Source organism: Burkholderia sp. LMG 13014, from assembly GCF_905232215.1.
In the GTDB taxonomy this organism is placed as follows: Bacteria; Pseudomonadota; Gammaproteobacteria; order Burkholderiales; family Burkholderiaceae; genus Burkholderia.
In genome coordinates, this window is record NZ_CAJNKE010000105.1 from 1 (window position 1) to 14,887 (window position 14,887).

The window sequence follows — 14,887 nt, forward strand, 5'->3', positions numbered from 1 at the left end:
CTGCGACGGCCAGGCCGCCGTACAGGAATGCAGTGAGGGCATACAGTACAATATCCATGTTCGAAGTTTACACTAGGCCCCCTTCCCGCGACGGCTCCCTTTGTTCGGTTCCGCCGCGCCTTCGGGCCCCACTGTCCATCGCTCCCCATGCTCGACAATCTCACTCAACGGATGGCGCGCGTCGTCAAGACGCTGCGCGGCGAGGCCCGGCTTACCGAGGCGAACACGCAGGAGATGCTCCGCGAGGTGCGTCTCGCCCTGCTGGAGGCCGACGTCTCGCTGCCGGTCGTCCGCGAATTCATCGCCAAGGTCAAGGAAAAGGCGCTCGGCGAAGAAGTGATCAGCAGCCTGTCGCCGGGTCAGGCGCTGGTCGGCGTGGTCCAGAAGGAACTGACCGCCGTGATCGGCGGCGACTACGAAGGCAAGGCCGCCGAGCTGAACCTCGCAGTCACGCCGCCCGCCGTGATCCTGATGGCCGGCCTGCAGGGCGCCGGCAAGACCACGACCGCCGGCAAGCTCGCGAAGCTGCTGCGCGAGAAGTACAAGAAGAAGGTGCTGACCGTGTCGTGCGACGTGTATCGCCCGGCCGCAATCATGCAGTTGAAAACGGTGAGCGAACAGGTCGGCGCCGACTTCTTCCCGTCCACGCCGGACCAGAAGCCCGTCGACATCGCGATCGCGGCCGTCGACTGGGCGAAGCGCCACTACCATGACGTGCTGATCGTCGATACGGCCGGCCGCCTCGGCATCGACGAGGCGATGATGCAGGAAATCGCCGCGCTGCACAGCACGCTGAAGCCGGCCGAAACGCTGTTCGTCGTCGACGCGATGCTCGGCCAGGACGCGGTCAATACCGCGAAGGCGTTCAACGACACGCTGCCGCTCACCGGCGTCGTGCTGACCAAGCTCGACGGCGATTCGCGCGGCGGCGCCGCGCTGTCGGTGCGTCACGTCACGGGCAAGCCGATCAAGTTCGTCGGCGTCGCCGAAAAGCTCGACGGCCTCGAGGTGTTCCACCCCGACCGGATGGCGAACCGGATCCTCGGCATGGGCGACATCCTCGCGCTCGTCGAGGAGGCGCAACGCGGCGTCGACGTGCAGGCCGCGCAGAAGCTCGCCGACAAGGTCAAGAAAGGCGGCGACTTCGACCTGAACGATTTCCGCGCGCAGATCTCCCAGATGAAGAACATGGGCGGCCTGTCGTCGCTGATGGATAAACTCCCTGCGCAGTTCCAGCAGGCGGCGGCCGGTGCCGACATGGGCCAGGCCGAGAAGTCGATCCGCCGGATGGAAGGCATCATCAGTTCGATGACGCCTGCCGAGCGCGCGAAACCCGAAATCATCAAGGCGACGCGCAAGCGCCGCATTGCGGCCGGCGCGGGCGTGCCGGTGCAGGAAGTCAACCGGATGCTGAACCAGTACGACCAGATGCGTACGATGATGAAGAAGCTGAAGGGCGGCAACATGCAGAAGATGATGCGCGGCCTGAAGGGCATGATGCCCGGCATGCGCTGATTCCGCCCAGCGGCCGGCGCGCGGGTTTTTGCTGTAGCGCGCGCCGTCCGTTCTGCTTCATTCTTATTTGTATACCGACTGCCCGCCAGAACTCATGAACCGCGAAGAAGCCCTCCACATTTTCAACCACTCCGAAGAGATCGTCTCGGCCGACGCCGTCAATGCGTCGATCTCCCGGATGGCCGACGCGATCCGCGCCGAGATCGGCGATGCGTTCCCGCTCGTTCTCTCGGTGATGGGTGGCGCCGCGGTGTTTACCGGGATGCTGCTGCCGCATCTCGATTTCCCGCTCGAATTCGACTACATCCACCTGACCCGCTACCGCAATACGACGCAGGGCAGCCCGGAAATGCACTGGCGCGTCGCGCCGCGCGAATCGGTGAAGGACCGGATCGTGCTCGTGCTCGACGACATCCTCGACGAAGGCGAGACGATGGCCGCGATCCGCGACCGCATCCTCGACATGGGCGCGCAGCGCTTCATGTCGGCCGTGCTGTGCGAGAAGACGCTCGCGAAGGCGAAGCCGCTGCACCCCGACTTCTGCGGTTTCGCGGTGCCGGACCGCTACGTGTTCGGCTGCGGGATGGATGCGAAGGGCTACTGGCGCAACCTGCCGACGATCCGCGCGCTGACCACGAACGTCTGAGCGCCCCGCTCCACACGCTATAAATAGAAAGCGGCGCTCCGGTTTCCCGGAGCGCCGCTTTTTTGTGGGCGTCTTGGGTGCGCGCTGCCCCGCTCTACAACTGGTGCACGAACGCGCGGATACCGCCCAGCATCATCTCGACCGAAATCGCGACGAGCACGAGGCCCATCAGCCGCTCGAACGCCGCGACGGTACGCTCGCCGATCCATTGCTGGATCCGCTCGGCCAGCACCAGCGTCACCGCGCAGACGATCATCGTGACCGTCAGCGCGCCGACCCACTCGAGCATCTTGCCGGGCCCCTGCGACGTCAGCAGCATCACCGTCGCGAGCGCGGACGGCCCGGCAAGCGCCGGAATCGCGAGCGGCACGATGAACGGCTCGCCGCCCGCGCGCGGATCGTTGCCGAGCGCGCCGTCCGGATGCGGGAAGATCATCCGCAGCGCGATCAGGAACAGCACGATCCCGCCGCCGAGCCGCAGCGACAGGTCGGTGAGGCTCATCATCCGCAGAAAGCGGTCGCCGACCAGCATGAAGAACAGCAGGATCACGAACGCGATCCCCACTTCACGCAGGATCAGCTTCACGCGCCGCTCGCGCGGCACATCCCGCATCGCCGAGATGAACAGCGGGATGTTGCCGAGCGGATCCGTGATCAGCACCAGAAGCACGGTGGCCGACATGAAGGTGTATTCCACCGCGTTCCCCGGTCGGTACGCTTAGCGCGCGAGCGCAGCGCGGATCGTCTCCGCGACCGTCGCAGCAGCCGCGTCGGCCGGCAGCAGCGTCGCTTCGGCGTCGCGGCGGCCCTGGTACTCGATCTTGCCTTCCTTCAGGCCGCGCTCGCCGATCACGAGGCGATGCGGCACGCCGATCAGCTCCCAGTCGGCGAACATCACGCCCGGGCGCTCGCCGCGATCGTCGAGGATCACGTCGATGCCGGCTGCGACGAGTTCCGCGTACAGCTTGTCGGCCGCCTCGCGCACCATGTCGCTGCGGTCATAGCCCATCGGGCACAGCACGACTTCGAACGGCGCGATCGATTCCGGCCAGATGATGCCCTTGTCGTCGAAGTTCTGCTCGATCGCCGCGCCGAGAATACGCGTGACGCCGACGCCGTAGCAGCCCATCAGCATCGGCTGCGGCTTGCCCGATTCGTCGAGGAACGTCGCACCCATCGCTTCCGAGTACTTGGTGCCGAGCTGGAACACGTGGCCGACCTCGATCCCGCGGCAGATGTCGATCACGCCCTTGCCGTCCGGCGACGGATCGCCCTTCTTCACGTTGCGCACGTCGGCGACGTCCGGCTCCGGCAGGTCGCGGCCCCAGTTCACGCCCGCGATGTGATAGTCGACCTCGTTCGCACCGACGACGAAGTCGCTCATGTTCGCGACCGTACGATCCGCAATCACCTTCACCGGTTTCTTCGTGCCGACCGGGCCGAGATAACCCGGCGGCGTGCCGAACCACTCGACGATTTCCTGTTCGGTCGCGAAGCGGTGGTTCTTCAGGCCCGGCAGCTTCGACACCTTGATCTCGTTGAGATCGTGGTCGCCACGCAGCATCACGAGCCAGATGGTCGGCTCGGCGCCTTCGTTGTCGGTCGCGAGCACGATCGACTTGATCGTGCGCTCGAGCGGGATGGCCAGCAGTTCGGCGACGGCTTCGCACTTCGCCTTGCCGGGCGTCGCGACCTTCTCCATCGCTTCGACCGGCGCCGCGCGTTCGGCGATCAGCGGCAGTGCTTCGGCCGCCTCGATGTTCGCCGCGAACTCGGACGTCGGGCAGTAGGCGATCGCGTCTTCACCGGTGTCGGCGATCACGTGGAATTCGTGCGAGAAGTTGCCGCCGATCGAGCCGCTGTCGGCCGCGACCGCACGGAACTCGAGGCCGAGGCGCGTGAAGATGCGCACGTACGCGTCGTACATCTTGCGATACGACTCGTTCAGGCCGGCCGCATCCTTGTCGAACGAGTACGCGTCCTTCATGATGAATTCGCGGCCGCGCATCACGCCGAAGCGCGGGCGGATCTCGTCGCGGAACTTCGTCTGGATCTGGTAGAAGTTCACCGGCATCTGCCGGTAGCTCTTGATCTGGTTGCGCGCGATGTCGGTGATGACTTCCTCGTGCGTCGGCCCGATCACGAAGTCATTGTCCTTGCGGTCCTTGAAGCGCAGCAGCTCGGGGCCGTACTGCTCCCAGCGGCCCGATTCCTGCCACAGTTCGGCTGGTTGCACGGCCGGCATCAGCAGCTCGATGGCGCCCGCCCGGTTCATTTCCTCGCGCACGATCGCCTCGACCTTGCGAATCGAACGCAGGCCGACCGGCAGGTAGTTATAGATGCCGCCGGCGACACGACGGATCATGCCGGCGCGCACCATCAGCTTGTGGCTGACGATCTCTGCGTCGGCGGGTGCCTCTTTCAGGGTGCCGATAAAGAAACGGGAAGCTTTCATGCGGACGGTTCCAAAAACGGCGCCCCCAGGCGGGGCGCCCGAAAAAGTTTCAAGGTGAAAAAGCTGCGCGCGACGAACGACGATGGACGACGATGGCGCAGACGACGTAGCAGACTAATCAGGGACAATTCAGCCGGTGTACCCCGCGCGGATTCGCTCCGTCACGGTGCGCAGCGCCCGTTATCTGTTTATAATCAAAGCAATTTTAAAGGATTCGAAGGTGGTTGTATGCTGGATCGTGAAGGCTTTCGCCCGAACGTCGGCATCATCCTCTTGAACGCGCGCAACGAGGTGTTTTGGGGCAAGCGGCTCCGCGAGCATTCCTGGCAGTTTCCTCAAGGTGGGATCAAGTACGGCGAGACCCCCATGCAGGCGATGTACCGGGAACTGCACGAGGAAACGGGCCTGCATCCGGAACACGTCAAGATAATCGGCCGCACCCGCGACTGGTTGCGTTACGAGGTGCCTGACAAGTTCATTAAACGCGAAGTACGCGGTCATTACCGCGGCCAGAAGCAGATCTGGTTCCTGCTGCGGATGGTTGGACGCGATTGCGACATTTGCTTGCGCGCGACCGACCACCCGGAGTTCGATGCGTGGCGCTGGAACGAGTACTGGGTGCCGCTCGATGCGGTGATCGAGTTCAAGCGGGATGTCTATCAGTTGGCGCTGACGGAACTGTCGCGCTTCCTGCGCCGCCCGGCGCAGAAAGCCGAAAAGCCGCGCGGGCCGCGTCTGTCGCGCTATCCGCGCGTCATTGGCGTGCAGGCCCAGCAGACGCTGACGATTGTCGACACATCGGTAGTCTGTTCGGAGATCGAAGTGGAAGCGGGCACGCTCGACGAGATGCCGCCCCACGTGATCGTCGGCAAGTGACGAATCGAACTGCATGACCGGGCGCGACCTTGGTGTCGCGCCCTTTTTTTACGAGGAATGCATATTGAAAGCGATTGCTCTCGCGCTCGCATCGATTGCCGCGGTGGCCACGCTGGCAGGTTGCGCGAATTCGAAGACGCCGACCAACAAGGATGACAGCGAGTTCGTGTATCTGCTGGACCGCCAGGGCACCTGGAAGGAAAACGCGGTCGACACGCTGCCGCCTCTGCCGCAGACGGGCGACCTGCTGCCGTTCAACGTATCCCAGAACACGCCGCTCAAGTTCTTCGTCGACGCGAAGTCGCTCGTGGTCGGCACCGATGGCGTCGTGCGCTACGCGGTCGTCATCACGAGCCCGGCCGGCGCGCGCAACGTGAACTACGAAGGTATCCGCTGCGACACCTACGAGTGGCGCCAGTATGCCGGCCTGAATTCGGAACATGACGGCTGGGATCGCACGGTCGAGAACGACTGGCGGCGCATCGAGAACGGCGAGTTGAATGCCTACCACTCGGCGCTCTATCAGGACTACTTCTGCTCGAACAAGATGCCGCAGGGCACGACCCAGCAGATCCTGGAGAACATCCGGTTTCACCGCACCGCGATGAGCCAGTTGCGCTGACGGCGCGCGGCGCCTGCCGCGCCGCCTGTCCGCTGCATGAAAAAAGCCCGCATCACGCGGGCTTTTTCATTTGAAGGCCGGAACCGACAACGCGAATGGTCACACCAGCACCAGGTTGTCGCGATGGATCAACTCGGGCTCCAGCATGTAGCCGAGCACCGATTCGATCTCGCCGCTCGGCTTGCGGTGAATCAGTTTCGTCTCCGCACTGCTGTAGTTCGTGAGCCCTCGCGCCACTTCGCGCCCGGCAGGATCGACGCACGCGATGACTTCGCCGCGCGCGAACGCACCCTGCACGGCGATTACGCCGATCGGCAGCAGGCTCTTGCCGCCGGCCGTCAGCTTCTCGACCGCGCCGGCGTCGATCACGACATGGCCGCGCACCTGAAGATGGTCGGCCATCCACTGCTTGCGCGCCGCCATCCGCGCGGTACGTGCGATCAGTTGCGTGCCGATTGCCTCGCCGGCCGCCAGACGCACGAGCACGTCGGTCTCCCGGCCGCTCGCGATCACGGTGTTCGCGCCGCTGTGCGCCGCACGCTTCGCCGCGAGGATCTTCGTCAGCATCCCGCCGCGGCCGAGGCTCGAGCCCGCACCGCCCGCCATCGCCTCGAGCTCCGGCGCGCCCGCGCTGGCTTCCGCCACGAGCGTCGCGTTCGGGTCCTTGCGCGGATCGGCCGTGAACAGCCCCGACTGGTCGGTCAGGATGATCAGCGCATCGCCTTCGATCAGGTTTGCCACGAGCGCGCCGAGCGTGTCGTTGTCGCCGAACTTGATTTCGTCGGTAACGACCGTGTCGTTCTCGTTGATGATCGGCACGACGCCAAGCCGCAACAGCGTCAGCAGCGTCGAACGCGCATTCAGGTAACGCTCGCGGTCTGCCAGGTCGGCATGCGTGAGCAGGATCTGCGCGGTACGGATGTCGTGCTCGGTGAAGCGGCTCTCATAGACCTGCGCGAGCCCCATCTGGCCGACTGCGGCGGCAGCCTGCAATTCGTCGATTTCCCGCGGCCGCTTGCTCCAGCCGAGCCGCTGCATCCCTTCGGCAATCGCGCCCGAACTGACGAGCACGACTTCCTTGCCCTGGGCGCGCAGCGCGGCGATCTGGGCCGCCCAGCGGCCGATTGCTGCATGATCGAGCCCCTTGCCGTCGTTGGTCACGAGGCTGGAGCCCACCTTCACCACCAATCGCTTCGAATCCGCGATGATCGAACGCATCCTGCACTGTCTCCTGTATCTGATGCCTGCCCGGCCGGACGCGATTGAACGCCGACGCCGGGCGGCACGCCCGGCGCGCTCCGGAACAACTCAGGCGTCGTCGCCCGGCGCCACATCGCCCTTGGCAGGCGGTGCGTCGCGGAAGCGCACGTCCGCCGCGAGATCTTCCGCCTCCGCCGCGCGATGCGCGTCCGAATGTTCGGAGAGGTAATCGTAGATCGCGTAGCACAGCGCTTCACAGCCCTGGCCCGTCAGTGCCGAGATCTCGAACACGGGGCCGTCCCACTCGAAGCGCTCGAGGAAATCCGCGACGCGCGCCTTGCGCTCGTCTTCCGGCACCATGTCGAGCTTGTTGAGCACGAGCCAGCGCGGCTTCTCGTAGAGCGCCTCGTCGTACTTGCGCAGCTCGCCGACGATCGCCGTCGCTTCCGCAACCGGATCGACGGTTTCGTCGAACGGTGCGAGATCGACCAGATGCAGCAGCACGCCGGTGCGCTGCAGGTGGCGCAGGAACTGATGGCCGAGGCCCGCGCCTTCGGCGGCGCCCTCGATCAGCCCCGGGATATCGGCAATCACGAAGCTCTTGCTCGGGCCGACACGCACCACGCCGAGATTCGGCGCAAGCGTCGTGAACGGGTAGTCGGCAATCTTCGGCCTTGCGTTCGACACCGACGAGATGAACGTCGACTTGCCCGCGTTCGGCATGCCGAGCAGACCGACGTCGGCGAGCACCTTCAGCTCGAGCCTCAGCATGCGTCGCTCGCCCGGCTTGCCGTCCGTCTTCTGACGCGGCGCCCGGTTCGTGCTCGACTTGAAATGCAGGTTGCCGAGCCCGCCGGAGCCGCCCTGCGCAAGCATCACCTGCTGGTCGTGCTCGGTCAGGTCGGCGATCAGCTCGCCAGTATCCATGTCGTTGATGATCGTGCCGACCGGCATGCGCAGCGTGACGTCGTCGCCGCCCTTGCCGTAGCAATCCGAGCCGCGCCCGTTTTCGCCGTTGCGCGCCAGGTGTTTCTTCGCGTAACGGTAGTCGATCAGCGTGTTGATGTTGCGGTCGGCGATCGCGTATACGCTACCGCCCCGGCCGCCGTCGCCGCCGTCCGGCCCGCCGAACGGGACGAATTTCTCGCGGCGCATCGACGCACTGCCATCGCCTCCGTCTCCGGCGATGACTTCGATTCGTGCTTCGTCAATGAACTTCATTCGTCACTCCGCCCAGTATTTCCGCTATTGTGCCGCGCACCGGCGCGCTTGAACAATCTGCCGTTCGGCCGATCGTACGCCGGTGGCGCGATGGCCGCCCGAACGCACACGCGCCCGGCGGCCAAATAAAAAAAGGCCCCGCGAAGACTGCGGGGCCTTTCGGCTACGAAGCCCTTGGGTGCCTGAACTTAGGCAGCCGCCGGGACAACGATGACCAGATGCTTCTTGTCCGCGCCCTTGGTCGCGAACTTGACGTGACCGTCAACCAGCGCGAACAGGGTGTGATCCTTGCCCATGCCGACGTTCTCGCCTGCGTGCATACGCGTACCGCGCTGACGCACGATGATGCCGCCGGCATTGATTGCCTGGCCGCCGTACACTTTCACGCCGAGACGTTTCGACTCGGAGTCGCGGCCGTTCCGGGAAGAGCCGCCTGCCTTTTTGTGTGCCATCTGATTGCTCCTTTACCGAGGCGCTTACGCGTTGATCGCGTCGATGCGCAGCTCAGTGTAGTTCTGGCGGTGGCCGCCGTGCTTTTGGTAGTGCTTCCGGCGACGCATCTTGAAGATGGTGACCTTGGCATGACGACCGTGCGACACAACGGTGGCCTTGACGGAAGCCCCACTGACCAGCGGCGTACCGAACTTAATCGATTCGCCTTCGCCCACTGCGAGAACCTGGTCGAGCGTGATTTCAGCGTCAATGTCAGCCGGTATCTGTTCTACTTTGAGTTTTTCGCCAACGGCAACCTTGTACTGCTTGCCGCCGGTTTTTATGACCGCGTACATTGAGAACCTCACTCTGGATCCAAATTTTCCGCACACCACGCGCGGAAAACACGTGATTATACATGGGCTTAGCACCGAAGTCAAAACCCATCGACGATTGCCGCGCGCCGGCCTCGGCCGAATGGCCAAATTCGCGGCTGCGGCACGTGTCACAGACCGGGATATCTCGGATTCGCCTTATAATCCGCCGCATCACCCAATTCCATCATCATGTCGTCGTCCACCGCCTCCCCCACCCTCAGCGCCGCCCACCTGCTCGCTCCGATCACCAGTGACATGGAGCAGGTGAATCGCGTTATCCGGCAAAGCCTCGCGTCCGACGTATTGCTGATCAACCAGATCGCCGAGTACATCATCGGCGCGGGCGGCAAGCGGCTGCGCCCGGCGTTGCTGCTGCTCGTCGCCGGTGCGCTCGGCGAGACGTCGCACCAGCGGCACGTGCTGGCCGCCGTCGTCGAATTCATCCACACGGCCACGCTGCTGCATGACGACGTCGTCGACGAATCCGAGCTGCGCCGCGGCCGCCAGACGGCCAATGCGCTGTTCGGCAACGCGGCGAGCGTGCTGGTAGGCGACTACCTCTATTCGCGCTCGTTCGAGATGATGGTCGGCGTCGGCAAGATGCGCGTGATGGAGATCCTGTCCGAAGCCACGACGATCATTTCGGAAGGCGAGGTGCTGCAGCTCCTCAACATGCACGACGCGGACGTCGACGAAACGCGCTACATGCAGGTGATCCGCTACAAGACGGCCAAGCTGTTCGAGGCGTCGGCACGCCTGGGCGCGGTGCTCGCGGGCGCCGACGCGCCGACCGAGGCTGCCGCCGCCGAGTACGGCCGCCGGATCGGTACCGCATTCCAGATCATGGACGACTGGCTCGACTACGCGGGCACCGTCGAGGCAATGGGCAAGAATGCCGGCGACGACCTGCGCGAAGGCAAGCCGACGCTGCCGCTCATCTATCTGATCGAACGCGGCACGCCCGAGCAGTCGGCGCTGGCACGCGAGGCGATCGAACAGGGTGGCACCGATCGCTTCGACACGATCTTCGAAGCGATCACGCGCTCGGGCGCACTGGATCACACGCTCGAATGCGCACGCCAGGAAGCGCAGGCGGCAGCGGCAGCGATCGCCGCGTTCCCCGATTCGATCTACAAGGAAAGCCTGCTCGCGCTGTGCTCGTACTCGACGTCGCGGCAGTCGTAAGTGCATGTCGTGCGTCGCCGCCCCGGCTGCGACGCACGTTCGACACGGGAAAATCACCTGTCTCGAAAAAATTCTTCACAAAGTCCTTCCCTTTTTGAAGAAACGTCGTTATAGTTACGTTCTTGCTTGACGACGCAGCGGTTTTAAAGAAACCGCGAAATCGGAAGAGTATAAATCGGGGTGTAGCTTAGCCTGGTAGAGCGCTACGTTCGGGACGTAGAGGCCGGAGGTTCGAATCCTCTCACCCCGACCAGATTTTCAAGGATCATCGAAACATCGATCCTTTTCAGCTTGATGTTGTAGTCAACGCTGTCATGGCTGTACGAAGAATGCCCTGTCGAATCGACGGGGCATTTTTTTTGCCCGCTTCCAGACACCGGCATAGACAACGGCAAACGCCGGATGGCGCCGGTGCCTTGTACGAAGCAGACTATTCCGCAAACCGCCGGCGCGAGCGGATCGACGCCAAAGCGAGAACATCCGGCCGCGATATACGGGGCCCTTCGCTCAAGCAACCTCTCCGCTCAAGCCTCCCGACTTCGCAAGGCCAGATTTATCGGGCCGTCCTGGACTTTCCGCCCCACCTCCGGAGCCGAAACCCCGGAGCCGAAACCCTTTACCCGGACTCACCAGACCATTGCCGGCAAGCTTCAACGGCCTCGCGCACCGGTCCTTACCGATCTTTCGCGGAGCGTAAAAGACGCGATCGCCAGCCCGATAATCCGGAAATTCAAAGTGGCGGCAAGGCAACTCCCCAATCGATGCTGCAATCCTTTGCCAGAATATGCATCCGGGATAGCGTCACGCGATACGAGCGATCGTATAGATGATCGTTGGGCCGCAACGCAAGTGCATGCAGTCCTGCCGATTCCTTGAGGAAAGCCGATGCCAAAAGCTTCGGCAACCAGTCGCGACTCAGATGGAGTGGCGAGCTGCCGCTCTGCTCGTCCATCAGCGCCATGTAAAAACACTGAATCGCACAGAAGACACCCAGCGGGTCGTTGCATGTGGCTTGCAAAGCGTGCTCGAGTTCACGCTGGACGAGATCGACACCTTCCGTTCGGCTGAGCGGATATAACGCTCGCTCCAGAAACTCCGCGTGATCGGTCGGACGCATGTCATCGTTGATCTCGGGCGGCGTGCGGAACACACACGCCTCGCCGCACAATACACTCGCGAGCCGCCCCCCTTTGATGGCGGTCAAAACGTCGGATTCCGTCGGATTCATTGCAGTACCTTGATGTTCGCCATCGTACTTGTACCGCGCATGACCTGCCTGCTCCGGCAAACCGCGTCGCGCATATCGATGCGTATCGATTGACGATTGCCTGCCGTGGGCCGCGAGATTCATTACCGCGTTGTATTAATAATGCTCGGCCGGCTGATGCAGGCCGACAGCCGATGTCACCTGACCGCGCCTGTGCCGTCGATAAGTCAGGGTATCGAAGTCCGACTCGACCCGCTCCAGACGAGCCTGCTCTGTCATAGGCATACACGTGTCTCGTCAATTGTCAGCAGGCGTGGCACGACTGTACGCCCGTTTCATGAGACGAAAAGTTTGCACTCACCGCTTGATGGATGCGAAAGGTTATCGAAGATTTTTAGAAATTACCGAGAATTGACTAAAGTTGAACACTCGAAAAGCTTTCGCAACGTGAACCGGACGCAGGCCGGAGCCATTGTCGCGACCGAATTTCCGGTGATCACGCGCTGACGCGCGCGACGCCCGTGCCGAGCCCGCGGCCCCGTCGGACACATCACGGTCGCCGGCCTCTGCTATATTCCCTCCATTCCTGTCCTTCACTGCCCTTCCAACGCGTGGACCAAATTCCCTTATGGGCGCAAATCGGCGCCGTCTTCCTGCTTCTCCTCTGTTCCAGCTTCTTTTCGATTTCCGAGACCGCGATGATGGCGCTCAACCGCCATCGGCTGAAGCATCTCGCCGGTCAGGGCGCGCTCGGCGCTAAAACCACCCAGGGCCTGCTTACACGCACCGACCTGCTGCTCAGCGTGATCCTGATCGGCAACAACCTGTTCAACACGATCATCCCGGTCCTCACGACGTCGATCGCGCTGCACACGTTCGGCCGCAACAACCTCGCGCTGTCGATCGCGACCGGCATCGTCGCGTTCCTGATCATCGTGTTCGCGGAAATCGCACCGAAGATCGTTGGCGCGACATTCCCGGAGCGCATCGCGCTTCCTGCGAGCCTCGTGATCGCGCCGTTGATGCGCGTGTTCAAGCCGGTCGTCTGGTTCGTCAACGCACTTGCTCACGGCGTGCTGCGCGTGCTGCGCATCAATACGGCGAAAGGCCGCGACCAGCGGATGTCTGCCGACGAACTGCGCGCGATCGTGCTCGAGTCGAGCAGCTTCATGCCGACCAAGCACCGCAGCATCCTGCTCAACCTGTTCGATCTCGAGAACATCACGGTCGACGACGTGATGGTGCCGCGCCGCCAGATCGAATCGCTCAACTTCTACGCGCCGCTCGACGACATCCTCCATCAGCTGGAAACCTGCTATCACAACAAGCTGGTCGTCTATGAAGGCGACATCGACCGGGTGCTCGGCGTGCTGCACGTCCGCAAGACGCTGACTGCACTGCACAACCAGGATTTCGACCGCGAAACGCTGCGCGAGCTGCTCGCCGAGCCGTACTACGTGCCGTCGGGCACGCCGGTGGTTCAGCAGCTCCAGTTTTTCCAGGAAACGCGGCAGCGGACCGCGCTCGTCGTCAACGAGTACGGCGAGCTCGAAGGGCTCGTCACGCCCGAAGACATCATCGAGGAGCTGATCGGCGAATTCACGACGTCGATGCCGCGCAGCGAACGCAAGGGCGGCTGGGACGAGAACGGCGAATGCATCGTCTCGGCGAGCATGCCGCTGCGCGAACTGAATCGCTGGCTGCACCTGAAGCTGCCCACCGACGGGCCGAAGACGCTGAACGGACTCGTTCTCGAAATCCTCGAGGAAATTCCGGAAGACGACGTGTGCCTGAAAATCGGTGACGTGATGCTCGAGGTGATGCGTAGCGACGATCAGGCCGTGCGCACGGTCAAGCTCTTCAAGCCGCGCGGCTCACGCACCGCACGCACCAACGCGCGCTAGCCGAACGGCCGACTGCCGGCGCCGCCCGCGACGCGCGACCATCTGCTGGTCACGGTCAACAGGCGGCCAGCGTGCCGGCTCACATGCATTTCCCTCCTCCCGGGGCGCCGCTGCGCAAGCCGCCGCCCACCCACTCCGATGCGTCGAGCGCCACCGCACCGCGTGCGCTCGACGCGGCCCAGCTCGACGACGCGCCGGCCGTGCGGCTGCTGACGGACACGCTTCACGCGGCACGCGTGCGCGACGCATCCGACATCCACGTCGAGCCGTTCGAAGCCGGCTGGCGCATCCGCCTGCGCATCGACGGCGTGCTGCACGAACATGCGCGCCCGCCGCTTCATCTGCGCGACGCGCTCGTCACGCGGATCAAGGTGCTCGCGCGCATGGACATCGCCGAGCGGCGGCTCCCGCAGGACGGCAGGCTGCGCATCGCGATCGATGGCGGTACGCGCGGCGACTTCCGGGTCAGTTCGCTGCCCACGTTGTTCGGTGAAAAGCTTGTGCTGCGGCGCCTCGAAACGCTGCCGCCCGACCTCACGCTCGCCCGCCTCGGCTTCGACGCGCAGCAGGCGGCCGCGATGGAGGCCGCGATACGTGCACCGCATGGCCTCGTGCTCGTCACGGGCCCGACCGGCAGCGGCAAGACGCTGTCGCTCTACTGCGCGCTGCAGATGCTCGATCGCGACGCGCACAACGTCTGCACGGTCGAGGATCCCGCCGAGATCCAGCTCGACGGCATCAGCCAGGTCGGTGTCGCCGAAAAGGCGGGGCTCACGTTCGCGACTGCACTGCGCGCGCTGTTGCGACAGGATCCGGACATCATCATGGTCGGCGAGATTCGCGATGCGGAGACGGCCGACGTCGCGATCAAGGCCGCACAGACCGGCCATCTCGTGCTGTCGACGCTGCACACGAACGACGCGCCGGCCGCCGTCGCGCGGCTGCTCGACATCGGCGTCGCACCGTACAACCTCGCGGCCGCGCTGCACCTCGTCACCGCGCAGCGCCTCGTCCGGCGGCTGTGCGCCGCCTGCCGCGTGCACTCGGACGCACCGGTGCCCGTCCTGCGGGAGGCCGGCTGCGACCCGGCTGCCCTCGCAGCCGGATGGCGGCCGTTCGTCGCGCGGGGCTGTTCGACCTGTCACGGGATCGGCTATCGCGGCCGTGTCGGCCTGCATCAGACGATGCCGGTATCGCCCGGGCTGGCGGAACGCATCGTCGCACGGGCGAGCGTCGGCGAACTCGCG

14 protein-coding genes and 1 tRNA gene are annotated in these 14,887 nt (G+C 64.1%); 8 read left to right on the forward strand and 7 right to left on the reverse strand.

Annotated features, from left to right (window positions below):
• Window positions 1-147: 147 nt before the first annotated feature.
• Both ffh and JYJ84_RS13900 read left to right on the forward strand, forming a co-directional pair.
• Window positions 148-1,515 carry a signal recognition particle protein gene (gene ffh, locus JYJ84_RS13895; RefSeq protein ID WP_122944416.1) on the forward strand — a complete coding sequence of 456 codons (1,368 nt, stop codon included), beginning with the start codon at window positions 148-150 and terminating at the stop codon, window positions 1,513-1,515.
• Window positions 1,516-1,609: 94 nt separating this feature from the next.
• Window positions 1,610-2,161 (forward strand): hypoxanthine-guanine phosphoribosyltransferase, encoded by a 552-nt coding sequence (locus JYJ84_RS13900; RefSeq protein ID WP_059528628.1) that lies wholly within the window; start codon window positions 1,610-1,612, stop codon window positions 2,159-2,161.
• Window positions 2,162-2,255: 94 nt separating this feature from the next.
• Here the strand turns inward: JYJ84_RS13900 and JYJ84_RS13905 are convergent, their stop codons facing one another.
• Both JYJ84_RS13905 and JYJ84_RS13910 read right to left on the reverse strand, forming a co-directional pair.
• Window positions 2,256-2,858: a MarC family protein gene (locus JYJ84_RS13905; protein ID WP_122944415.1), complete on the reverse strand. Its 603-nt coding sequence runs from the start codon at window positions 2,856-2,858 to the stop codon at window positions 2,256-2,258.
• A 21-nt stretch (window positions 2,859-2,879) separates the two neighbouring features.
• Entirely contained in the window at window positions 2,880-4,616 is a 1,737-nt protein-coding gene (locus tag JYJ84_RS13910; RefSeq protein ID WP_175222936.1) for a proline--tRNA ligase, read from the reverse strand.
• 228 nt (window positions 4,617-4,844) lie between these two features.
• Here JYJ84_RS13910 and JYJ84_RS13915 point away from each other — a divergent pair, with 228 nt between their 5' ends.
• Window positions 4,845-5,492, forward strand: a complete 648-nt coding sequence (locus tag JYJ84_RS13915) for an RNA pyrophosphohydrolase (RefSeq protein ID WP_122944413.1) — start codon at window positions 4,845-4,847, stop codon at window positions 5,490-5,492.
• Window positions 5,493-5,505: 13 nt separating this feature from the next.
• A complete protein-coding gene (locus JYJ84_RS13920) occupies window positions 5,506-6,114 on the forward strand; it encodes a CNP1-like family protein (RefSeq protein ID WP_122944412.1) in 609 nt (202 codons plus the stop codon).
• Window positions 6,115-6,213: 99 nt separating this feature from the next.
• Here the strand turns inward: JYJ84_RS13920 and proB are convergent, their stop codons facing one another.
• From proB to rplU, 4 genes are all read right to left on the reverse strand, one after another.
• A complete protein-coding gene (proB, locus tag JYJ84_RS13925; RefSeq protein ID WP_122944411.1) occupies window positions 6,214-7,332 on the reverse strand; it encodes a glutamate 5-kinase in 1,119 nt (372 codons plus the stop codon).
• A gap of 90 nt (window positions 7,333-7,422) precedes the next feature.
• Window positions 7,423-8,535: a GTPase ObgE gene (gene obgE / locus JYJ84_RS13930; protein ID WP_122944410.1), complete on the reverse strand. Its 1,113-nt coding sequence runs from the start codon at window positions 8,533-8,535 to the stop codon at window positions 7,423-7,425.
• Between the two features lie 188 nt (window positions 8,536-8,723).
• On the reverse strand, window positions 8,724-8,987 hold the full coding sequence (gene rpmA / locus JYJ84_RS13935; RefSeq protein WP_006476999.1) for a 50S ribosomal protein L27: 264 nt from the start codon (window positions 8,985-8,987) through the stop codon (window positions 8,724-8,726).
• A 24-nt stretch (window positions 8,988-9,011) separates the two neighbouring features.
• Window positions 9,012-9,323 (reverse strand): 50S ribosomal protein L21, encoded by a 312-nt coding sequence (gene rplU / locus JYJ84_RS13940; RefSeq protein WP_006025184.1) that lies wholly within the window; start codon window positions 9,321-9,323, stop codon window positions 9,012-9,014.
• Between the two features lie 210 nt (window positions 9,324-9,533).
• Here rplU and JYJ84_RS13945 point away from each other — a divergent pair, with 210 nt between their 5' ends.
• Window positions 9,534-10,529 carry a polyprenyl synthetase family protein gene (locus JYJ84_RS13945; RefSeq protein WP_034182656.1) on the forward strand — a complete coding sequence of 332 codons (996 nt, stop codon included), beginning with the start codon at window positions 9,534-9,536 and terminating at the stop codon, window positions 10,527-10,529.
• 176 nt (window positions 10,530-10,705) lie between these two features.
• A tRNA-Pro gene (locus tag JYJ84_RS13950) sits at window positions 10,706-10,782 on the forward strand.
• Window positions 10,783-11,259: 477 nt separating this feature from the next.
• Here the strand turns inward: JYJ84_RS13950 and JYJ84_RS38245 are convergent.
• The gene (locus JYJ84_RS38245) at window positions 11,260-11,880 is read right to left on the reverse strand and encodes a hypothetical protein (RefSeq protein WP_164462527.1); all 621 of its coding nucleotides are present in this window, start codon (window positions 11,878-11,880) and stop codon (window positions 11,260-11,262) included.
• Between the two features lie 467 nt (window positions 11,881-12,347).
• Here JYJ84_RS38245 and JYJ84_RS13960 point away from each other — a divergent pair, with 467 nt between their 5' ends.
• Window positions 12,348-13,640 (forward strand): HlyC/CorC family transporter, encoded by a 1,293-nt coding sequence (locus tag JYJ84_RS13960; protein WP_174960468.1) that lies wholly within the window; start codon window positions 12,348-12,350, stop codon window positions 13,638-13,640.
• Between the two features lie 83 nt (window positions 13,641-13,723).
• Window positions 13,724-14,887, forward strand: a 1,164-nt coding sequence (locus JYJ84_RS13965) for a GspE/PulE family protein (protein WP_205189228.1), incomplete at its 3' end; no start/stop codon positions are given.